At 75.6% G+C, this 21,887-nt stretch carries 12 protein-coding genes; 2 read left to right on the forward strand and 10 right to left on the reverse strand.

Annotated features, from left to right (window positions below):
* Window positions 1–77 precede the first annotated feature (77 nt).
* A complete protein-coding gene (locus tag ACWDBB_RS07650; RefSeq protein WP_449788686.1) occupies window positions 78–407 on the reverse strand; it encodes a hypothetical protein in 330 nt (109 codons plus the stop codon).
* 177 nt (window positions 408–584) lie between these two features.
* On the opposite strand from ACWDBB_RS07650, the gene ACWDBB_RS07655 reads away from it, so the two are divergent.
* On the forward strand, window positions 585–1,643 hold the full coding sequence (locus ACWDBB_RS07655; protein WP_449788687.1) for a hypothetical protein: 1,059 nt from the start codon (window positions 585–587) through the stop codon (window positions 1,641–1,643).
* Between the two features lie 39 nt (window positions 1,644–1,682).
* Here ACWDBB_RS07655 and ACWDBB_RS07660 read toward each other — a convergent pair whose 3' ends face one another.
* From ACWDBB_RS07660 to ACWDBB_RS07680, 5 genes are all read right to left on the reverse strand, one after another.
* Window positions 1,683–2,456, reverse strand: coding sequence for a 4'-phosphopantetheinyl transferase family protein (locus ACWDBB_RS07660; RefSeq protein WP_449788688.1), 774 nt, complete (start codon window positions 2,454–2,456; stop codon window positions 1,683–1,685).
* 331 nt (window positions 2,457–2,787) lie between these two features.
* Window positions 2,788–3,441 carry a LuxR C-terminal-related transcriptional regulator gene (locus tag ACWDBB_RS07665; RefSeq protein ID WP_449788689.1) on the reverse strand — a complete coding sequence of 218 codons (654 nt, stop codon included), beginning with the start codon at window positions 3,439–3,441 and terminating at the stop codon, window positions 2,788–2,790.
* Entirely contained in the window at window positions 3,405–4,754 is a 1,350-nt protein-coding gene (locus ACWDBB_RS07670; protein WP_449788690.1) for a histidine kinase, read from the reverse strand. The genes ACWDBB_RS07665 and ACWDBB_RS07670 overlap by 37 nt, the downstream gene beginning before the upstream one ends.
* 145 nt (window positions 4,755–4,899) lie before the next feature.
* Window positions 4,900–6,816, reverse strand: coding sequence for a hypothetical protein (locus ACWDBB_RS07675; RefSeq protein WP_449788691.1), 1,917 nt, complete (start codon window positions 6,814–6,816; stop codon window positions 4,900–4,902).
* 5 nt (window positions 6,817–6,821) lie between these two features.
* A complete protein-coding gene (locus ACWDBB_RS07680; RefSeq protein ID WP_449788692.1) occupies window positions 6,822–7,616 on the reverse strand; it encodes an ABC transporter ATP-binding protein in 795 nt (264 codons plus the stop codon).
* A gap of 283 nt (window positions 7,617–7,899) precedes the next feature.
* Between ACWDBB_RS07680 and ACWDBB_RS07685 the strand changes: the two genes are divergently transcribed.
* On the forward strand, window positions 7,900–9,138 hold the full coding sequence (locus ACWDBB_RS07685) for a cytochrome P450 (protein WP_392872689.1): 1,239 nt from the start codon (window positions 7,900–7,902) through the stop codon (window positions 9,136–9,138).
* Window positions 9,139–9,279: 141 nt separating this feature from the next.
* Here ACWDBB_RS07685 and ACWDBB_RS07690 read toward each other — a convergent pair whose 3' ends face one another.
* The 4 genes from ACWDBB_RS07690 to ACWDBB_RS07705 form a co-directional block, all read right to left on the reverse strand.
* Window positions 9,280–12,474, reverse strand: a complete 3,195-nt coding sequence (locus tag ACWDBB_RS07690) for a non-ribosomal peptide synthetase (protein ID WP_449788693.1) — start codon at window positions 12,472–12,474, stop codon at window positions 9,280–9,282.
* Window positions 12,475–12,487: 13 nt separating this feature from the next.
* On the reverse strand, window positions 12,488–13,282 hold the full coding sequence (locus ACWDBB_RS07695; protein ID WP_449788694.1) for a hypothetical protein: 795 nt from the start codon (window positions 13,280–13,282) through the stop codon (window positions 12,488–12,490).
* 205 nt (window positions 13,283–13,487) lie between these two features.
* Window positions 13,488–14,249, reverse strand: a complete 762-nt coding sequence (locus tag ACWDBB_RS07700) for a thioesterase II family protein (RefSeq protein ID WP_449788695.1) — start codon at window positions 14,247–14,249, stop codon at window positions 13,488–13,490.
* 124 nt (window positions 14,250–14,373) lie between these two features.
* Window positions 14,374–21,887, reverse strand: a 7,514-nt coding sequence (locus ACWDBB_RS07705) for a type I polyketide synthase (RefSeq protein ID WP_449788696.1), incomplete at its 5' end; no start/stop codon positions are given.

Below are 21,887 nucleotides of genomic sequence, written 5' to 3' on the forward strand. Positions count from 1 at the left end.
GTGCTGGGAAGCCCGGGAAAACCGTGCCGGCGGAGTGTCGGCCGACGGGTCTTCACCCCGATCCGCCCGGTGTCGGCTCAGACGGCCCGAATTCTCACCGGGGCGGCCTGGGCGGCGTCCCCGGGGCCGGCGTCGTGGCGGCCGGCGCCCCAGCGGTCGTCCATCGCGAGGATGTCGTGGCGGCCGGCGCCCCAGCGGTCGTCCATGGCGCGGATGTCGTTGCGGTCGGCGCCCCAGCGGTCGTCCATCTGCCCGATGTGGGAGAACCTGGCCAGACCCCAGCGGTCGTCCGCGGTGAGCTCGGCGCCGAGGCCCGGGGTGTGCCCGTGAGTGAGCAGGGGGGCGATCACGGCCGCCAGGAGGACGGTGGGGGCGAGAACCCTGGCCCGGATCGTTGAAATCTTCACGGCTTTCCCCTTGAGCAGTATTGAGCGGGCGTCAGTACGCCCTGATCCCGCGCCGCCCCGCAGCCTGGCGTCGCTCGGGCCCTACTCTGCCGCTTCCCGAGGCCCCCGTCCGAGTGGATCTCGATGGCGTAAAGTTGCATGGCAGGAACTTCGCAAACACCGACGGGGGGACACCGGGTGTTCGGACACCAACCTGTCCAGTCCGGCTTCGCGGAGCTGGACGATCTCAGCGCCCTGGCCTACGGCCACGCCGTCGAGTCCGGCCGGTTCGACCGGGCCGCCATCGCCGCGCGGCTGGAACTCGAGGACGAGGCCGAGGTCGACCGCATCGAGCAGGTCCTGAAGGTGATGCGCCTGCTCCAGCCCCGGCCGGGCGATCCGAGCGTGCTCGTCCCGGTCAGCCCGGACGTCGCCGCCGCCGACCTGGTCGGGCCCGCCGAGCACCACATCCGGGACCTCAAGCAGGCGGTCACCGACGTGCGCAGCAAGCTGCTGTCGCTGACGCCGCTGTACTACGAGGGCCGGCGGCTGCGGAACCGGGTCGAGGCCTTCGACGTGGTCAACGACGTCGACACGATCCAGAACATGCTCGACCAGCTCGGCCAGACCTGCCGCAAGGAGGTGCTGACCGTCCAGCCCGGCGGCGGCCGCCCCGCCACCCTGCTGCCCGCCGCCCGACGGTCGGCGGAGGGGATGCTGGGGCGCGGGGTGCGGATGCGCACCATCTACCAGCACACCGCCCGCTGCGACCTGGCGACCAAGTCGTACGTCCGGGACGTCACCGCGCTCGGCGCCGAGGTCCGCACCGCGGACCAGGTGATCGACCGGATGCTCGTCTACGACCGGGAGACGGTCTTCCTGCCCGCGCGCGTCGCGGGCGAGGCGACCATGGGCGCGGCGATCGTCCGCGAGCCGACCCTGGTGGCCTTCGTGTGCGCGGTCTTCGAGCACCTGTGGGAGAGCGCCAGCCCGTTCGTGGCGGACACCCCGAAGGCCGTCCCGAGCACCGACGAGCTCAAGCTGTCGATCATCCGGCTGATGGCCCGCGGCCACAAGGACGAGATGGTGGCCCGCCGGCTCGGCATGTCGGTGCGCACCTGCCGGCGTCACATCTCGGAGATCACCGAGGAACTGGACGCGGCCAGCCGGTTCCAGGCGGGTTACAACGTGGCGCTGGCGCGGTTGTTGGAGAGCGAGTCCGCGCTCGTCGCGCCGCAGGACGGCGAGCCGGTCTAGGCCGGGGGTCGCGGGGCGGGTTGCGGGGTGGATCGTCCCTCACCCCCGGCCCGGACGCGGCTCGTAGAGCGCGGCGCTGACGTAGTGTCCGCTGTCCAACTCGAAGGTGCGGAAGGCCCACTCGCGGTGGCTCCCGGCGCTGCCGTCGGGGCGTTCGACCCGCACCGGGCTGTCGTCCGGGCCGAAGCCGAACTCGGTGAAGTCGAAGGACCGGCCCGGCCCGAGGGCCTTGCGGTAGGCCTCCTTGCGGTTCCACAGCCGCACCAGGGCCGGGTTGCGCTGCTCCTCGGGCCGGGCGGCGAGGGCGACCAGCTCGTACGGGGTGCACAGGTGGCGGTCCAGGCCCTGCGGGTACAGCTGGCGCTCGGCGCTCTCGACGTCCACGCCGATCAGGCCGCGGGTGGTCAGGCCGACCAGCAGCAGGTCCTCGGACAGGCTCAGGCCGACGTCGAGCCGGTCGTGGCCGCGCAGGTAGGGACGGCCGGTGGGACCGTAGACGAGTTCGGCGCCGTCCGGGTCGCCGTCGAACAGGGTGCCCGCCGCGCGCCGCAGCAACTCCCGGGAGGCGGCGTAGCGGTGGACCACGTCGGGGCCGGCCAGGCCCAGGTAGCGCGACCAGTCCCGGCCGAGTGAGCAGGTCGAGGCCCCGTCGGCCGAGGGGCGCGTGCCCAGTCGGGCGAGCCGGGTGTAGATCAGCACGGTGCCGTGGTCGGACAGGTCCGCCCTCGCCCGGTTCCACGCGTCGCCGCCGGAGTCCACCTCGATCGGGTCGCCGACCGGCGGGTCGAGCGTGGAGGTCCCCGGCTGTGTCATGCCTTCTCACTCCAGAACTGTGGGGATTTCCCCGGAGGTCGCCCGCTCCGGGGTCGTACGCGGAACAGGCCGGTAGTCGATCGTCCCATCCGGCACCGCGAGCTCCTGTCCGGGGCTTGCGACTTCGGGCGGCGCGCCCGAACTATCCGGTTCAACGGATAGGCAACCCACGGTCGTTCACGGATCGAGACGGAAATGGCCACGTCTTTGCCTACATCACACCAGGCTTTTACCTTGTGCGAAACCCCTCGCCTGTGACACCTCGGCGGCCCGCCCCCCGGACACCCCTCCAGCATGACCGACGCCGCTAAAGCACCGCTAGGGCCCGGGCCTAGGGCCTGGTCCCGTCGAGGTAGGCCAGGACGGCCAGCACCCGGCGGTTCTCGCCCTCGGAGACGCCGAGGTTGAGCTTGGCGAAGATGTTCGAGGTGTGCTTGCTGACGGCCCCCTCGCTGAAGTGCAGGCGCTGGGCGATCGCCGCGTTCGACAGGCCCTCGGCCATCAGCGCCAGCACGTCCCGCTCGCGCGGGGTGAGCAGGGCCAGCGGCTGGTCGTAGGCGTTGCGGGCGAGCAGCCGGGAGATCACCTGCGGGTCCATCACGGTGCCGCCGGCCGCCACGGTGTGCACCGCGTCGACGAACTGGTCGGCCTTGGACACCCGGTCCTTGAGCAGGTAGCCGACACCGCCGACGCCGTCCGCGATCAGCTCGCGCGCGTACAGCTGCTCGACGTGCTGGGAGAGCACCAGCACGGGCAGTCCGGGCTGCTCCCGGCGGGCGGCCAGCACCACCTGGAGCCCCTCGTCGGTGAAGGTGGGCGGCAGCCGGACGTCCACCACCGCGATGTCGGGCCGGTGCTCCGCGAGGGCCGCGGCCAGCTCCGGGCCGCTCTCCACCGCCGCGACGATGTCGTGCCCGTGGGCACGCAGCAGCAGGGCCAGTCCATCCCTCAGGAGGACGAGGTCCTCGGCGAGGACAACACGCACGGTAGCTCCATGATCAGCCGGGTCGGCCCCCCTGGGGGGCTGCTCAGCGTGAGCGTACCGTCGAAGGCCGCCAGCCTGCGCTGGATGCCCCGCAGCCCGCTGCCCTGGCCCGGGTCCGCCCCGCCCTGCCCGTCGTCGGTCACCTCGGCCCGCAACAGCCCGGCGGCGTGGGACAGTTCGACGGTCGCGGCGCGGGCCCCGCCGTGCTTGACGGCGTTGGTCAGCGCCTCGCTGACGGCGAAGTAGACCGCGGACTCGACCGGCGACTCGGCCCGGCCCGGCAGGTCGGCCAGGACCTCGACCCGCAGCGGCACGTCCAGCGCCAGGGCGCGCACCCCCTCGACCAGTCCGCGCTCGGCGAGCACCGGCGGGTGGATGCCGCGGACCAGGTCGCGCAGCTCCTGCAGGGCCTGGGTGACGTTCTCCTGCGCCTCCGTCACCACCTGCTTGGCACAGGCGGGATCGCGGTCGATCAGCGCCGCGACCGCGCCCAGCCGCAGGCTCACCGCGACCAGCCGGGCCTGGGCCCCGTCGTGCAGGTCGCGTTCGATCCGGCGCAGCTCGGCGGCCTGGGCCTCGGTGGCGTCCAGGCGGATCTCGGTCAGCTGCTCGACCCGCCGGGCGAGCCGGGAGCGTTCGGTGGGGCCGAGCAGGGCGCGCGTCCAGTGGCCGTACAGCCACAGCGACGGCTCCGCGAGTGCCAGGCCGGCGAGGGTCAGCGCGAGACCGAGCACGGGCGCCAGCGCGCCGCCCAGCGGCAGCAGTTCGTAGCCGGGGCCGGGCGGCAGCAGCGGCTGGGCGAGCCCGTACAGGCCGTAGCCGGTCAGCAGCGGGGCGGCGAGCGCGATCACGCCGCCGACCAGCGGGTTGAGCAGCACCCACAGCGCGTCCCGCCAGGTCGCCGGGTCGTTCCACAGCCAGCGGACGGTGCGCGAGATGTCCGCGAACCAGCGGCTCTTGTGGTAGTCGTGGCCGGTCCAGAACCAGCCGTGCAGGGTGCGCTCCAGCGCCGGGCGCGGCGAGTACGGCGACGGGACGGGCACCTGCGACCAGTGGCCGGCCACCCAGCGGGCGCGCTCGGCGGCCGCCCGGACCAGCCTGGTCGCGGCCGGGAAGAGCGGGAAGACGCCCAGGCAGCACCAGAGCAGGAAGCCGACCAGGGACACCGCCAGCAGCAGCGCGGTCACCGGGGTCAGGAGGGTCAGGACGACGAGGCGGCCGAGCGCACGCGCGGCCCGGCGCAGGGCCCGCGCCGCGTCGGTCGGCGCGGCCTCGCTCGGCTCCACGGCCGCTCGGGACTGCGTGCTGGTCACGGCACCTCCGGTGCGGGGTCGGGCGGGGCCGCCGGGCGGGCGGCCGCGCTGGTCATGATCCCAGCCCGGCGGGGCGGGCACGGGACGCGGCCCGGCCCGCCCTGACGGGGGTCCAGGGCGGGCCGGGCCGGGCGGGCGGTCCTGATCAGCGGACCGCCGCCCGCTCTCGCGGCGCCTCGGTGGGCCGGGGCGCCTCGTGGTCGGGGGTGCCGGGCCGGTTGGCCCGCACCAGCAGGTAGACGGTCCAGAAGCAGACCAGGCCGAGCACCATGAAGGCCGCCGCCACCGGGATCTGCAGGGCCGACGGGGCGTACAGGGCGACGAACCAGGACCGGGTCGGCACGCCGAAGGCCGACAGGCAGAGCGCCACCGCCCCCTGCGGGGCGAAGCTCAGGATGCCGAGCGTGATCAGGGTGCCGACGGCCGCGGCGCGGCCACCGGAGAGGTCGCCCAGACCGCCGGCCTCGGAGGCCGAGCCGTCCTCGGCCTCGGACTTCGCCGCCTCGGGCGCCCGGCGCACGCCCTTGCGCATCACGTCGAGCAGCTCGGGCCCGCGGTTCTCCAGCCGGCGCTGGGCCGCCCGGCCCAGGCCCCAGGCGTACAGCAGGCCGGTGGCCACGCCGACCACCACGCCGGCCCAGCGCAGCGGCGCGCTGTCCAGCACCGTGCCGGCCACCACCACGCCCACGGCGGGCAGGGCGCAGAACAGCTGGAACAGCAGCACCACCAGGGTCTGCAGGCGGACCTGGTCGCCGCTCTCGTCGTTGAAGCCGTCCAGCGGGTTGCCGCCGGGCCGGTCCGGGAACGGCGCGGCACCGAGCACCGACATCAGCGGGATGAGGCCGGCCGCGCCGCCGAGCACGGCGGGCAGGACGGCGAGCACCCACGGCCACGCCCAGCCGGCCGAGGAGACCGCGGTCAGGGCCAGGGTCAGCACCAGGGTGACCGGGGCGACGATCAGCAGCCAGGTCACCTGCCGGGCCCGGACGTCGACCCGCTCGGCGCCCGGGACGACCAGGGTCAGCCAGATCGCCCCGGCGTCCAGGCCGTACAGGTTGGCGCACAGCGCGCCGGCGAACAGCGCGGCGACCACGCCCGTCCACGGCAGCATCACCTGGAAGCCGCTGAGCAGCGGCAGCAGGCCGGTGAACACGCCCGTCCACAGGGCGATCCGCAGGAAGCGGGCCCGGCGCGGGTCACGCGCCCACAGCCGCAGTTCCTTGCCCATCACGGCGCCGCCGACGGAGTCCGGCAGCAGCCCGCCGGTGGCGCGGGCGGAGCCCTGCTGGGCCTTGCCGCCGGTGGTGCCCCGCACCAGCTGCCGGGACAGCATGGCCGTCCAGACCGCGAACAGCAGCAGGCACAGCACCGCCAGCCCGCCCAGGGCGGCGGCGACCGTCGCCCAGTCCGAGCGCCGGGCGGCGTCGACCGCGACCACGGACCAGCCCGAGGGCAGCAGCCGCACCACGGTGCCGGCGTTCGCCGCCCACTCGCCGGTGAACAGCTTGATGAAGAAGCCGATCGCGAACCAGCCGGTGTTCAGGAAGGCCACCACGAAGCCGACCACCAGCGAGGAGACCTCCCAGCCGAGGCGCGAGCGCACCACGCTGCCCAGGCCCTGCATGGTGAACTTCGCCAGCACCACCACGAACAGCAGCTGCAGCAGGGTGGCGGGGACCGCGACCAGCAGGGGCAGCAGCCCCAGGCAGGCGCCGCGGACGATCAGCACGCTGAACGCGACCAGGCCGAGCAGCGGGGTGATGCCGATGAAGCCGGCGCCCAGCAGCCCGAGGGCCAGGGTGCGCGGGCGCAGCGGCACCAGGGTGAAGTAGTCGAGCCGCAGTGTCGCGTCACCGCCGGTCAGCATCGGCCCGAGGGCCCAGCCGAGGGTCCACAGCAGCATCACCACGGCCAGCACGCCGACCCCGGCCTCCGGGGTGTCGTAGTCCACCAGGCCCAGCAGCGCGGTGCCCACCGCGACCAGGCCGCCGAACACCGCCCCGAGGATCAGGCTCGCGGCCCGGGGCCCGGACATCGACCGCCGCAGGACGGTCAGTTTCATCCCGCTCAGGACGCCAACCACGACAGCCCCTCCGCTCCTCCGGTACGGGCGCCGACCAGCTCGACGAAGACGTCCTCCAGGGTGCGGCCGGCCCGGACCTCGGACACCGTGCCCGCGGCCACCACGCGGCCCTTGGCGATCACCCCGACGTGGTCGCAGAGCTGCTCGACCAGGGCCATCACGTGGCTGGAGAAGACCACCGAGCCGCCGGAGGCGACGAAGCGCTGGAGGATGACGCGGATGGTCGCGGCGGACACCGGGTCGACCGCCTCGAAGGGCTCGTCGAGCACCAGCAGCCGGGGGGCGTGCAGGAGGGCGGTGGCCAGGCCGATCTTCTTGCGCATGCCGGTGGAGTAGTCGATCACCAGCGTCCGCTCGGCCTCGGTCAGCTCCAGGACGGTCAGCAGCTCCTCGGCCCGGGCGTCCACCGTGCGGGCGTCCATGCCGCGCAGCCGGCCCAGGTAGTGCAGCAGCTCACGGCCGGTCAGCCGCTCGGGCAGCATCATGCCGTCGGGCAGCACCCCGACCAGGGACTTGGCGTGGACCGGGTCGCTCCAGACGTCGACCCCGAAGATCTCCGAGGTCCCCGCGTCCGGCCGCAGCAGGCCGACCGCCATCGACAGGGACGTGGTCTTGCCCGCGCCGTTGGGGCCCACCAGTCCGTAGAACGACCCGCTCGGCACGACCAGTTCGACGCCGTCCACCGCGGTGTACGCTCCGAACCGCTTGCGCAGACCCGACAGCCGCAGCGCCGGCGCCCCCTCGTCGACCGGCGGACGGGATCCCTGGCCCGTGTGCACCGTTCCTCGCACCTCTTCCTCCCACCTCACCCGCGGCCACCGCCGCCCGTCACCGCCTCGCAGCTCCGAGCGGCTCGTCAACGACAGTAGGCGGCGGCGCGGACGAGCAGAATCCACCTTCGCCCCCGTCAGGGGGTGGGTCTGGACCCACCCCTACGGAGCGTGCGCCCACGAAGGGGTCGAGGCCGCCCGGTTAGGGGTTCAGCACCACAGGATCCGCACATACCGTCCGACCGCAGGACCGTCCTGCTGACCACGCGTCGACCCGGCCGGAGGCGTACCCATGCCCACCCTGTCCGACAGCGAGCTGGACACCCAGCTGCGCACCGCCCGTGCGGCCCTGAAGTCCGTGGGCGCACTCGGCGACATCTACGCCCAGCTGCTGCTCGGCCAGGAGGACCCGTACCCGCTGTACGAGCGGATGCGCCCGCGCGGGCCGCTGCAGCGCAGCATGATCGGGTCCTGGCTGGTCGTCGACCGGGCGCTGGCCGACGAGATCCTGCGCGACCGGCGCTTCGGCCGGCGCACCACCAAGGGCGAGTGGCCGGAGGGGCCGTCCGACTTCGACAACTCCTTCCTGGCGATGGACCCGCCCGAGCACACCCGGCTGCGCCGGATCGCCACCCCGGCCTTCGGGCCGCGCGCGGTGGCGGCGTTCCGGCCCGAGGTCGAGCGCGCCTGCCACGAGCTGCTGGACCGGGTCGACACCGGTGCCCCGTTCGACCTGATGGACGCCTACGCCAAGCAGGTGCCGGCCCGGGTGATCGGCGCGCTGTTCGGCATCCCCGAGCAGGAGCAGCCGCGCTTCGACGAGCTCTGCCGGGGCCTGAGCCTGGTCCTGGACGGCGTGGTCTCGCTCGCCGAGGTCAAGGAGCTGCAGGCCGCCGTGGACGGCACCAGGGAGCTGTTCACCGAGCTGCTGGAGCTGCGCCGCCGCTCCCCCGGCGACGACCTGGTGAGCCGGCTGCTGGCCGACGTGGACGCCGAGCGGCTGACCGCCGAGGAACTGGTCGCGATGTGCGGGATGCTCGCGCTGGCGGGCACCGAGACCACCGTCAACCTGATCGGCAACGGCACCCTGGCCATGCTCGGCGAGCGCGCGGTCTGGGAGCGGCTGTGCGCGGACCCGGAGCTGGCGCCGCGCGCGGTCGAGGAGTCGGTGCGCTACGACACCTCGGTGCTGATGCAGAGCCGCTTCACCCATCAGGAGATCGAGATCGCCGGGCGCCGGCTGCCGGTGGACGCCCAGGTGATCATCCTCACCGGCGCCTGCAACCGCGACCCCGGCGCGTACGCCGAGCCGGACCGCTTCGACCTGGACCGCGCCGGCGAGCCGGACCACATCTCCTTCTCCAGCGGCATCCACTACTGCCTCGGCGCCCCGCTCGCCAAGCTGGAGGCGGAGGTGGCCTTCCGGGTGCTGTCGCAGCGCCTGCCGGGGCTGCGCCAGGCCGGCCCGGTGCGCCGGCGGCTGTCGCCGTTCATCCGCGGTCTGCACGCCTTCCCGGTGACGGCCTCCTGATCCCGTACGCAACGCGCCGAGGCCCTGCCGGACGTCCGGCAGGGCCTCGGTGCTTCGGTGCTTCGGCGCTTCGGCGCTTCGGCGCTTCGGCGCTTCGGCGCTTCGGCGCTTCGGCGCTTCGGGGCTTCGGGGCTTCGCGGGTCAGTCCTTCTTCTCCGCCGTGCCTTCGATGAACTCGGCGATCTGACGCGGCGTCGGCATGGCGAAGACGTCCGCCAGGCCCAGCTTCACGCCCAGCTTCTCCTCGATCCGCTGCGCCAGTTGGGCGCCGAGCAGCGAATGACCGCCGCTGGCGAAGAAGTTGGAGTCCGCCGAGAGGTCCGAGCGGGACAGCAGCGACGCCCAGATCGCCACCAGCGCGCCCAGCAGGCCCTCTTCCTCCTCCACCCGCGCCTCCGTTCCGGCCGCCGCGGCCCGGCCGGCGGAGGCGGCGCGCCGCTCCTCGGCGATCCGGGTCAGCCTCGGGTAGTCGACCTTCTCCGTGACGGTCTTGGGCAGTTCGTCGAGCAGCACGAAGTCGTGCGGCACGGCCGCCCTGGGGAGCCGGTCGCGGGCGTGCTCCCAGAGCCGGTCGCCGATCCCGCGGGCCGCCTCGTCCGCCTCCGCCTCGGACTGGCCCGGCTTGCGCGGCACCTCGACGAAGGCCACCAGCAGGCCGTCCGCGCTGGTGTCGCCGGCGACCACGACCGCGGCCCCCTCGGCCTCCGGGTGCTCGGCCAGCACCGCCTCGACCTCGCCGAGCTCGATCCGGTTGCCTCGCAGCTTGATCTGCCGGTCGGCCCGGCCGAGCAGCTCCAGGCTGGCGTCCGGGTTCCAGCGGGCCTGGTCGCCGGTGCGGTAGTACCGCCCGTAGCGGGGGTGCTCGCGGAACTTCTCGGCCGTCAGCTCCGGGCGCCCGTGGTACCCGAGGGTGACGCCCTCGCCCGCGATGCACAGTTCGCCGCGCACCCCGAGCGGCAGTTCCCGGCCGTCCGGGTCGGCGACGAACACCCGGGTGTTGCGGATCGGGCGTCCGACGCCGATCCGCTCCGCCGACTCCATGACGGCACCGGTGGACCACACCGTGGTCTCGGTCGGCCCGTACAGGTTGCGCAGCTCGGCGCCGGTGGCCAGCAGCCGCCGGGCCAGCGCGGGCGGCATCGGCTCGCCGCCGCAGACCAGCCGGCAGCCCGCCAGCTCCCCGCCGGCCTCGTCCAGGACGAGGCGCCAGGTGGTGGGGGTGGCCTGGATGACGTCCACCCGGTGGCGGCGCAGCACCTCGGCCAGCGCCCGGCCGTCGGTCCTCGCCGCGTCCGGGGCGACGACCAGCCGGCCACCCGCGAACAGCGGCAGGAACAGGTCCATCACCGACATGTCGAAGGCGAAGGTGGTCATCCACAGGCCGCCGTGTTCCGGCGTCAGGCGCATCTCCTCGCGGAAGTGCGCCACCAGGTTGGCCAGGTTGCCGTGGCTGACCAGGGTGCCCTTGGGGCGGCCGGTCGAGCCGGAGGTGTAGATCAGGTAGGCGCGGGTGTCCGCTGCGCCGGCGCCGTCGAGCGCGCGGGACGGGTCCGCGGCCGGGGCGTCCTCGACGGTGACGAGCGGGACGGCCGCGCGGGGCCGGCCGTCGGCCGCCGTGTCCTCGGGCAGGGTGATCCCGGGGCCGGTGACGACGGTGCGGGTGCCGGAGTCGGCCAGGGTGTCGGTGACCCGGTGGTCCGGGTGGTCCGGGTCGATCGGCAGGTAGGCGGCGCCGGCCAGCCAGATGCCGAACACGGCGGCGACCAGGTCGGGGCCGCGCCGGGCGCACAGGCCGACGATCTCGCCGGGGGTGACGCCGGACTCCCGCAGCAGCTCCCGGGTGGCGGCCGCGGCGTTCCACAACTGCCGGTAGGTGACGGTGCGTTCGCCGTCCTGGATGGCCGGGGCGTCCGGTGTCAGGGCGGCGTGGCGGGCGACGGCGGCGAGGACGGTCGGCGGGACGTCGGTGCGCCCGGTCCGGTTGGCGGCCTCGATCAGCTCGGTGTCGGCGGCGCCGCGCAGCGGGTGCTCGCCGACCGGGAGGTCCGGGTCGGCGCCGAGCGAGACCAGCAGGGCGTCGTAGCGCTCCAGCAGCCGTTCGACCTCGCCGGCGGTGTGCACGTCGGTCGAGTAGCGGCCCTTGACCCGCAGCGCGTCGCTGCCGGGGGCGACGACGAACTCCAGGTCGAACTTGCTGGTGCCGTTCTCCAGGCTGACCGCGGCGGCCTGCCGGCCGGCGATGGCGAAGGGCGCGAGTCCGCCGCCGGGCGCGTAGTTGAACAGGTGCCGGAACGCGGTGGTGCGCCAGGAGCCGCCGGTGCGGGGCAGTTCGGGCAGCATCAGGTCGATCGGGACGTCGGCGTGCGCGAGGGCGTCGAAGTAGCCCGTCCGCGCCCGGGCGACCAGCTCCCGGAAGCCGCCGCCGAGGTCGACCGGCAGGCGCAGCGGCAGCACGTTGACGTGGTAGCCGACGGCCCGGGCGGTCCGCTGGTCCCGGACGTTGACGGGGGTGCCGACCACGAGGTCGGGACCGGCGCCGTGCCGGGCCAGCAGCAGGTCGAAGGCGGCCAGCAGGACGACCGCCTCCGGGGCGCGCAGGTCGCGCTGCAGCCGGGCGAGCGCGTCGGCGGCCGCCTGCGACAGCACCCGCTCGACGTAGCCGCCGGCCAGGGTCGGTTCGGTGGTCTCGTCCTCGCCGAGCCACAGGTCGAGTTCGTCGGCCCGGTAGCCGGCCAGGCCGCGGCGCCAGAACTCGACGCTCTCCGCGCTCGGGGCGGCCGACTCGACGACGGGGACCTCGGGCAGCAGTTCCGCGGGGACCGGGCGGCCGGCGAGCGCGGCGTCGTACGCGGCGGCCAGCTCCTCGAACAGGAAGGTCGCCGAGATGGTGTCGAAGACCAGGTGGTGGGCGGCGACGCAGACCACGTCGCCCGCGGGCGTGCGCAGGTGCCGCAGCCGCACCAGCGGACGGTCGGTCACCGCGAAGGCGTGCCGGGCCATGGCGGCGAGTTCCGCGTCGACGGCGTCCTCGGCGACCTGCGCGTACTCCGACTCGAACGCGGCCTCGGCCTCCGTCAGCAGCCGGTGCAGCAGCCGGCCCTCCCGCACCTCGAAGCCGGTCCGCAGCACCCGGTGGCGGCGGACCAGCAGCCGGGCGGCCCCGGCCAGCGCGGCCGGGTCCAGCGCGGTGTCCACCCGGAAGGCGACCGCGACGGTGTTGGCCGCGGTGCCCGGGACGAGCCGGTCCATCAGCCAGAGGGCCTCCTCCTTCGGCGTGACCGCCGTCGCCGCCCGCTCCGGCTCGCCGGCGTCGTTCTTGCGTACCAGGCGTCGCATCTGTCGGCTCCCCCTAGCGCGCCGCGAGCAGGTCGGACACCGCGGCGGCGACCTCCGGCCGGCGCAGCAGCTCGTGCCGGTCGATGGCGAAGGGCAGCTCCCGCGCGCCCAGGTGCAGTCCGTCGACCGGGGTGTCGGAGCTGACCACGGTGGAGGTGCTGACGTCCGCGGCCGTGGTGACCTGCGTCGCGGCGACCAGGTAGGCGAGGTAGGAGTCGAACATGGCCATCAGCTCGGCGCGGCGGTCGGCGTCCAGGCCGACCCGCTCCAGGCCGAGGTCGCCGTACTCGCGGTAGAGCGCGACCAGCGCGGCACCGACCGCGACCGGGTCGGTCTCGGTCTCCTGCATCCGGTAGCCGGCGCTCTGGGCCGCCTGGATCTCCTCGGGGGTCAGCACGCCCGTCAGCCGGTCCACCAGCTTGTGGAACTGCCAGTACATGACCAGCGGGCTGACCGGCTCGGGGTCGAACAGCACCATCACCGGGTGGTGGCCCTGGCGGGCGGCGATCTTCTCGCCGAGCGCCGAGCCGAAGATCCCGCCGACGCAGAAGCCGAGCACGCCGCGGACGACCGCGCCCACGGGCAGCGCCTCGATCCAGCGGTCGAGGTAGTCGTCGCCGCGCATGCCGGTCTCCTCGCCGGGCGCGGGCTGCATGGTCTCCCAGACCGAGTACGGCCCGTCCAGCATGGGCACCAGGTCGCCGAAGGCGGCCTCGGCCCGGCCCGGGGCAAAGAAGTCGACGGCGAGGACGAGGTCCGTCGGGTCTCCGCTGTGCAGCACCCGCCAGGGGGTGGTGTGCTCGGCCATGTTGGTTCTCCAAGAGGGAATGGAAACGGCGCGGAGTCCGCCCGTTCCTCTGCGGTCAGGCTAGGGACGGGGGTTCGCGGCGGGCACCCCTGTCGGAACCCCTACCACCCCCCGGTGCTGCGAACGGTCGGGCCGTCGCGGCGGCCCGGGCCCGGTTCCCGCCCCGGGCCCCGGCGGGCGGGGGCGGGAACCGGGCCCTGCTCGGTCAGCCGGCCGCCACCCGGGCCAGCCGGTCGGCGATCCGGCCGTTGATGTCCCGCTGGTGGTGGGCCAGGAAGAAGTGCCCGCCCGGCAGGACGGTCAGGTCCGAGCCGCCGGTGGTGTGCCGCTCCCACGCCCGGGCCTCGTCGATGGTGGTCTTCGGGTCGTCGTCACCGGTCAGCACGTGCACCGGGGCGGCGATCACGGCGTCCTGCTCGGGCCGGTAGGTCTCGATCGCGGTGTAGTCGGCGCGGATCGCCGGCAGGATCATCCGCAGCAGCTCCTCGTCGCCGAGCAGGGCGGCGTCGGTGCCGCTGAGCTCGTGCAGCTCGCGGACGATGCCGTCGTCGTCGCGCAGGTGCACCGTCTCGTCCCGGACGCAGGACGGCGCGCGGCGGCCGGAGGCGAACAGCGCGACCGGGCCGTTGCCCTCCCGCTCCTGACGGCGGGCCACCTCGAACGCCAGCACGGCGCCCATGCTGTGGCCGAAGAAGACGGTCGGGCGGTCGGCCCAGGGGGCGAGCGCGGCGTGGACCAGGTCGGCCAGCTCGGCTATGGAGTCGACGCACGGCTCGGTGCGGCGGTCCTGGCGGCCCGGGTACTGCAGGCACAGCACGTCGGTGCGGTCGGCGAGGGCCGCCGACACCGGGAAGTAGAAGCTCGCCGAACCGCCCGCGTGCGGGAAGCAGACCAGCCGGGTCGGGCTGTCGTCGTTCGGGTGGAAGCGCCGGACCCACAGGGCGGCCTGGCTCACGGACACGGACATCTCAGGGTGTTCCCCTCGTCGGTCCGCCGCCCCGGGGCCGGGGCGGCGGAGGGTTTCCAGAGCCCGGCCGGGGCGCGCGGTGCGGGCGCGCGCCCCGGCCGGACTGGCGGCGGGTCGGACGGAATCAGCTCGTCCGGGAGGTCAACCACTCACCGACCGCCGAGGCCACCGCCTCGACGTGCTGCTCCTCCATCATCGAGTAGTGGTCCCCCGGGACGTCCACGACGGTCTGCGCGGACTCCCAGCCGGACCGCCACTCGCGCTCCCCCCAACCGGTCATCGGCTCGGCGGCACGGACCAGCAGCGTGGCCGCCCCGACCGGGCTCGGCTCCGCCTCTTCCAGGAGCCGGAACCAGCCTCCCATGGCGGTCAACCGGTCGTCGTCCATCGACGCGAACACCCCGTCCCGCTCCGCCATGCCGCCCATGAGCGCGGGCAGCAGCGGAGCCACCAGGTCACTGCCCGGCGCGTAGATGTCTAGCAGAACGAGCGCGACAGGGGGCACCCCTATCTCCTCCAGGTACCGGGCCAGGGCGTGCGCCAGGACCCCTCCGGAGGAGTGGCCGACCAGGACGACGGGCTCGCCCTGCGCCAGTTCGGCGGTCTGCTCGGCCAGCGCGCGCACCCCCGCCGCCAGCGTCGCCGGCAGCGGCTCGCCGGTGCCGAAGCCGGGGGCCCGCAGGGCGCCGACCCGGAACCGGTCGCCCAGCGCCGCGGCGAACCGGGCGTACTGGTGCGGGCCGGAGATCGCCGTCACCGACGGGCAGCAGACCACCACCGGCCGCCCCGCGCCGCCGGACAGCCGCACCGGGGCCGGCAGCAGCCCGGCCAGCGCCGGGTCGGTGAAGGCGGGCCGGAACCCGGCGACGCTCTGCAGCATCGCCGCGAAGTCCGCGATCCGCCCGGACGCGACGGCCTGACGGAGCATCGGGGCCAGCGTGCCGGTCGCGGCGGCCGGCGGCGCGTCCTGCGGCACCTCGGCGGCGAGGTGCCCGGCGAGGGCCGCCGGGGTCGGGTAGTCGTAGATCAGCGCGGCCGGCAGCTCCCGCCCGGTCAGGGCGGTCAGCCGGTTGCGCAGCTCCACCGCGGTCAGCGAGGCGAAGCCCTGCTCCAGGAAGTCCCGGTCCGGGTCGACCGCGTCGCCGGAGCGGTGGCCGAGCGCCAGCGCGGCCTCCGTCCGGACGGTCTCCAGCAGGACGGCGTGCCGCCCGCCGGGGCCCGCCTCGGCCAGGCGGCGGGCCAGCGCTCCGGCCGCGTCCCGGACCGGCTCGGCGGACCGGGCCACCGGGTCGCGGTCGGCCGCGTCCGGACCGGCCAGGGCCGCCAGCAGCGGGACGGCGGCACCGTCACGCAGGGTGCGGGCGAACCAGCTCCAGCCGTCCCCGGCGATCACCAGGCCGTGCTCGCCGAGGGTCACGGCGTGGCCGAGGACCGATGCCGCCTCGTCGACGCCGGGCGCCCGCCCGGTCGGCCCGTCCGAGCCGGTGTCGGCCAGGGCGACCGTCCGCAGCGGGACCTCCCCCTCGGCGCGGCCGCGCGCGACGGCGTCCAGGTGGGCGCCGCAGACCGCGGCCATGGCCTGCCCGGTGCCGCCCCACACCGACTCGCCCGGCAGGCAGACGACCTGCGCGGCGAGTCCGGGGCCGCCGGCCGGCAGCGCGGTGGCGGCGGCGACCGCCTCCGCCAGCGTCCGCGCGTCCAGGCCGTCCAGGGCGACCGGCTCGGCCGGGGCCACCAGGTGCAGCAGCACCTGCGCCGGGGTGTCGGCCTCGGCCGGCCCGGACACCGGCACGGCGCCGCGCTCGGTCAGCCAGCCGGCCAGCGCCTCGCGCCGGGCGTCGGCCGGGCCGGTGAGCAGCACCGGGCCCTGCGGCCGCCAGGTCGCGGCCTCGGCCGCCAGGCCCAGCGGGGCCGGCACCAGGCGGCGGGCGAAGGCCGCGGCGGACCGCAGCACCACCTCGTCCTCCCCGGTGCGCCCGGCCAGGACGGCCGTCAGCCACTCGCCGGCCAGGCCGTCCAGCCGCTCGGGCAGGTCGACCAGACCGCCCCAGCGCCGCGGGTGCTCGGCGGCGAACGCCCGGCCCAGGCCCCAGGTCAGTGCCTGGGCCGGGTTCGGCACCTCGCTCCGGCCGACCGCGACGGCACCCCTGGTGGCGCACCAGAGCGGGGCGTCCACCCCGGCGTCGCCGAGGGCCTGGGCCAGCGTCAGGTTGAGGCCCAGTCCGCCCGCCACGGTGGGGACGGCCGGGTGCGGCTGCTCGTCGAGCGCCAGCAGGGACAGCACGCCGCGCACCGGCGCCTCCCCGGCGAGCAGCTCGCCCAGGCCCGCCGCGACGGCGGCCCGGTCGGTGTCCTGCGGGTCCAGCACCGCGCCGAGCACGGTGGCGCCCGCGGACTCCAGCAGGCCGAGCAGCGCCGTCACCGGCTCGCTCTCGGCGGCCTCCGCGGGGGCCACCACCAGCCAGTTCCCGCTGAGTTCGGCACTCGGCCGGGCCGCCAGCGGCTGCCACTCCACCCGGTGGCGCACCGCCTCCGCGGCCGCCTGGCCGCGCCGGCGCCGGTGCCAGCCGGACAGCGCGGGCAGCAGCGCCCGGAGCGCTTCGCGGCCCTCGCCGTCGAGGTCCAGCGCGCCGCTCAGGCCCTCCAGGTCGGTCTCCTCGACGGCCGCCCAGAAGCCGCCCTCGCCCGCGTGCGCGGACTCCTTGGCGGCCTCCTCCGGGGCCTCCAGCCAGTACCGCTCGTGCTGGAAGGCGTAGGTCGGCAGGTCGACGAGGCGCCCGCCCCAGTCGGCGGCGATCGCCGGCCAGTCCAACGGGACGCCGTGGACGTGCAGTTCGGCCTGCGCCGTGGTCAGCGCGACCTCCTCCGGCCGGTCGGCGCGCAGCAGCGTCACCAGCAGGGCGTGGTCCGCGTCGGCGCCCAAGCAGTCCCGGGCGGCGGCGGTCAGGACGCCGTCGGGGCCGAGCTCCAGGAACCGGCCGGCCCCCGCCGCGCGCAGGGCGGCGACGCCGTCCGCGAACCGGACGGCCGCGCGGACCTGCCGCACCCAGTACGCCGGGTCGGTGAGCTCCTCGCCCGCCTCGGCGCCGGTGACGGTGGAGACCACCGGGATGCGCGGGGCGCTGAACGTCAGGCCCTCCGCCACCCGGCGGAACTCCTCCAACATGCCGTCCATCAGCGGGGAGTGGAAGGCGTGCGAGACGTTGAGGCGCTTGGTCTTCTCGAACTTCCCGGCGATGTCCAGCACTTCGGACTCGTCGCCGGAAATCACCACGGACGTCGGGCCGTTGACCGCGGCGATGCTGACGTTGCCGGTGAGCAGCGGCAGCACCTCGGCCTCGGTGGCCTTGACCGCGACCATCGCGCCGCCCTCGGGCAGCGCCTGCATCAGCCGGCCGCGGGCCGCCACCAGGGCGGCCGCGTCCGCCAGCGACAGGACGCCCGCGACGTGGGCGGCCGCGATCTCACCGATCGAGTGCCCGAGCAGCAGGTCCGGGCGCACCCCCCAGCTCTCCGCCAGGCGGAACAGCGCCACCTCGACGGCGAACAGCGCCGGCTGGGCGTACTCGGTGCGGTCCAGCAGCCGGGCGTCCGCACCGAACACGACCTCGCGCAGCGGGCGGGTCAGATGGGCGTCGACCCGCTCGCAGACGGCGTCGAAGGCCGCGGCGAACACCGGGTGGGCGCCGTACAGCTCCCGGCCCATGCCGAGGCGCTGGCTGCCCTGTCCGGTGAACAGGAAGGCGGTGCGGCCCACGGTGGTGCCGGAACCCCGGACCACCCCGGCGCCGCTGCCGTCGGCGACCGCGGCGAGGCCGGCCAGCAGCTCCGCGCGGTCGGTGCCGACCACCACCGCGCGGTGGAAGAAGGACGAGCGGTGCACGGTCAGCGTGCGGGCGACGTCGGCCTCCGTCGGCCCGGGCTCGGCGGCCAGGTGCGCGGCCAGCCGCTCGGCCTGCGCGCGCAGCGCGTCCGGCGTCCTGGCGGACAGCACCCAGGGCAGCACCCGGGCGGGGCCCTGCTCGGCCTCGGCGGGCGCCGGGCCCTGCTCCAGGATCACGTGGGCGTTGGTGCCGCTGACGCCGAAGGAGGAGACGCCCGCGCGGCGCGGTTCGCCGGTCTCCGGCCACGGCCGGGCCTCGGTCAGCAGCTCGACGGCGCCGGAGCTCCAGTCGACGTCCGGGGTCGGCTCGTCGACGTGCAGGGTCTTCGGCAGCACGCCGTGCCGCATCGCCATGATCATCTTGATCACGCCGCCGACACCCGCGGCGGCCTGGGAGTGGCCGATGTTGGACTTCAGCGAGCCGAGCCACAGCGGGTCCCCGGTGCGCCCCTGCCCGTACGTCTCCAGCAGGGCCTGCGCCTCGATCGGGTCGCCCAGCCGGGTGCCCGTGCCGTGCGCCTCGACGACGTCCACCTGGGACGGCGTCAGCCGGGCGGCGGCCAGCGCCTGCTCGATGACCCGCTCCTGGGCGGGGCCGTTGGGGGCGGTGATGCCGTTGCTGGCGCCGTCCTGGTTGACGGCGGTGGCGCGGACGACCGCCAGCACCCGGTGGCCGTTGCGCACCGCGTCGGACTGGCGCTCCAGCAGCAGCATGCCGACGCCCTCGGACCAGCAGGTGCCGTCGGCCGAGGCCGCGAAGGACTTGCAGCGCCCGTCGGTGGCCAGGCCGCGCTGACGGCTGAACTCGATGAACACCTGCGGGGTGGCCATCACCGTGACACCGCCGGCCAGGGCCATCGTGCACTCGCCGCTGCGCAGCGACTGGGCGGCCAGGTGCAGGGCGACCAGCGAGGAGGAGCAGGCGGTGTCCACGGTGACCGCCGGGCCCGACAGCCCCAGGGCGTAGGAGATCCGGCCCGAGGCGACGCTGCCGGTGGTGCCGGTGGCCAGGTAGCCCTCCACGTCGGCGGGGACGGCGGGCAGGGTGATCGCGTAGTCGTGGTACATCTTCCCGGCGAACACGCCGGTGGCGCTGCCCTTCAGCGTGGTCGGGTCGATGCCGGCCCGCTCGAGGGCCTCCCACGCCGTCTCCAGCAGCAGGCGCTGCTGCGGGTCCGTCGCCAGCGCCTCGCGCGGGCTGATGCCGAAGAACCCGGCGTCGAAGTGCCCCGCGTCGTACAGGAACCCGCCCTCGCGGGCGTAGCTGGTGCCCACGTGGTCCGGGTCGGCGTCGTACAGGCCCTCGGTGTCCCAGCCCCGGTCGGTCGGCAGCGGCGAGATCGCGTCGGTGCCCTGCGCGACCAGCTGCCACAGCTCCTCGGGCGTGCGGACGCCGCCCGGGTAGCGGCAGGCCATGCCGATGATCACGATCGGGTCGTCGTCCGCGTGCCGCGACGCCGGGGCGACGGCGGCCGCCGGACGGGCACGCCCGCCGCCGGACAGCCGGGACTCCAGCCGGGCCGCCAGCTCGGCCGGGGTCGGGTAGTCGAACACGGTGGTGGCCGGCAGCCGCAGCCCGGTCGCCGCGCTCAGCCGGTTGCGCAGCTCGACCGCGGTCAGCGAGTCGAAGCCCAGCTCGCGGAACGCCCGGTTCGCCTCCACCGCGTCCGCGGACGCGTGGCCCAGCACGGCGGCCGCCTGGCCGCGCACCAGGTCGAGCAGCAGCCGGGCCCGGTCCTGCCCGTCGAGGTCGGCCAGCCGCTGCTGGAACGCCGAGGCCTCGCCGGTCCCGCTCGCCGCGGCGACCGTACGGCGCAACGGCGTACGCACCAGGCCGCGCAGCAGCGGCGCGAGGGCCCCCGCGGCGGCCTGGCCGCGCAGCGCGGCCGAGTCCAGCCGCATCGGCACCAGGAGCGGCTCCACGCCCGCCCCGGCCGCGTCGAAGAGCGCGAGCCCCTCGGCCGAGGACAGCGGGGCGACACCGCCCCGGCTCATCCGGCGGACCTCCGCCTCGTCCAGCGCGCCGGTGAGCGTGCTGCGCTCGGCCCAGAAGCCCCAGGCCAGCGAGACGGCGGGCAGGCCGTTCGCCCGGCGGTGGTGCGCCAGCGCGTCGACGAAGGCGCTCGCGGCGGCGTAGTTCGCCTGGCCGGCGTTGCCGAGCAGGCCGACCGCGGAGGAGAACAGGACGAAGGAGTCCAGGTCCAGGTGGGCCGTCAGCTCGTGCAGGTGCTGGGCGGCGTCCGCCTTGGGCCGCAGGACGTGGTCCAGCCGCTCCGCGGTGAGCGAGTCCAGGACGCCGTCGTCCAGCACGGCCGCCGCGTGCACCACGGAGGTGAGCGGGTGCTCGGCGGGAACGGCGTCCAGCACGGCGGCGAGCGCCGCGCGGTCCGCGGCGTCGCAGGCCGTGACGGTCACCTCGGCGCCCAGGCCGGTGAGTTCGGCGCTCAGCTCCTCGGCGCCGGGCGCCGCCGGGCCCTGCCGGCTGAGCAGCACCAGGTGCCGGGCGCCGTGCTCGGTCACCAGGTGGCGGGCCAGCAGCGAGCCCAGGGTGCCGGTGGCACCGGTCAGCAGGACGGTGCCCTCCGGGTCGAGGACGCGCCGCGGCGCGTCCGTCCCGGCGGGAACCCGGGCGAACCGGGGCGCCAGCACCTCACCGGCGCGCAGGGCGAGTTGGGGCTCGCCGGTGGCGACGGCGGCGGGCAGCGCGGCAGCGGAGCCGACCGTGCCGTCCAGGTCCACCAGGACGAGCCGGCCGGGGTTCTCGGTCTGCGCCGAGCGCACCAGGCCCCAGACCGGGGACTGGGCCAGCGCCGGGACGTCCTCGTCCGGGCGGGTCGCGACCGCCGCACGGGTCAGCACCACCAGGCGGGCCGCCTCGAAGCGCTCGTCCGCCAGCCAGGAGTGCAGCAGGGCGAGGGTGTCGCCGGTGCTGCGCCGCAGGCCGTCCAGCAGCGGGTCGTCGGCGCCGGTGGCCACCGCGGCCACCACCACGGACGGCAGCTCGGCACCGGCGTCGACGGCCTCGGCCAGCTCGGCCAGGTCGCGGTAGCGGCGCGCGGAGGCGGTCCACTCCCCCTCGACGGCGCCCAGCAGCGCCAGTTCCGCCGCGGGGGTCGCGGCGGGCAGCGGCACCGGCGTCCAGTCGACCCGGAACAGCGAGTCCTGGAAGGCGGATTCGGCGGCCGTCGCCCGCTCGGCCAGTGGGCGCAGCACCAGCGAGCCGACCGTCGCGACCGGGCGGCCCTCCTCGTCGGCCAGCTCCAGGGCCACCCCGTCCGCACCGGTCGGGGTGAGGCGCAGCCGCAGGATCCCGGCGCCGGTGGCGAACAGCGTCACGTCCGTCCAGGCGAACGGGAGCCGCCCGGCGGCGAGGTCCCGGGTCGCGTCGCCCAGGCCCGCCGCCTGCAGCGCGGCGTCGAGCAGCGCGGGGTGCAGGCCGAAGCGCTGGGCGTCGCCCTGCTGGTCCGCCGCGAGGGCGACCTCGGCGAACACCTCGGAGCCGCGCTGCCAGACGGACCGCAGGCCGCGGAACGCCGGACCGTAGGCGAAGCCGAGGCCGGCCAGGGTGTCGTAGTACCCGTCCACCGACACCGGCTCGGCACCCTGCGGGGGCCAGACGGCGAGGTCGAAGTCCGGCACGGCGGCGCCGCGGAACAGGGCGCCGGTGGCGTGGCGGGTCCACGGCTCGTCAGGCGCCGCGTCCTCGGCGCGGGAGTAGACCTCCACCTCGCGGCGGCCGTCGGCGTCGGGCGAAC

The sequence above is a fragment of the Kitasatospora sp. NPDC001095 genome (assembly GCF_053598615.1).

Coding starts and splice junctions, on each gene's coding strand:
- ACWDBB_RS07685 (WP_392872689.1), top strand. CDS start 7,900: ATGCCCACCCTGTCCGACAGCGAGCTGGACACCCAGCTGCGCACCGCC.
- ACWDBB_RS07700 (WP_449788695.1), bottom strand. CDS start 14,249: ATGTCCGTGTCCGTGAGCCAGGCCGCCCTGTGGGTCCGGCGCTTCCAC.
- ACWDBB_RS07690 (WP_449788693.1), bottom strand. CDS start 12,474: ATGCGACGCCTGGTACGCAAGAACGACGCCGGCGAGCCGGAGCGGGCG.
- ACWDBB_RS07660 (WP_449788688.1), bottom strand. CDS start 2,456: ATGACACAGCCGGGGACCTCCACGCTCGACCCGCCGGTCGGCGACCCG.
- ACWDBB_RS07695 (WP_449788694.1), bottom strand. CDS start 13,282: ATGGCCGAGCACACCACCCCCTGGCGGGTGCTGCACAGCGGAGACCCG.
- ACWDBB_RS07675 (WP_449788691.1), bottom strand. CDS start 6,816: ATGAAACTGACCGTCCTGCGGCGGTCGATGTCCGGGCCCCGGGCCGCG.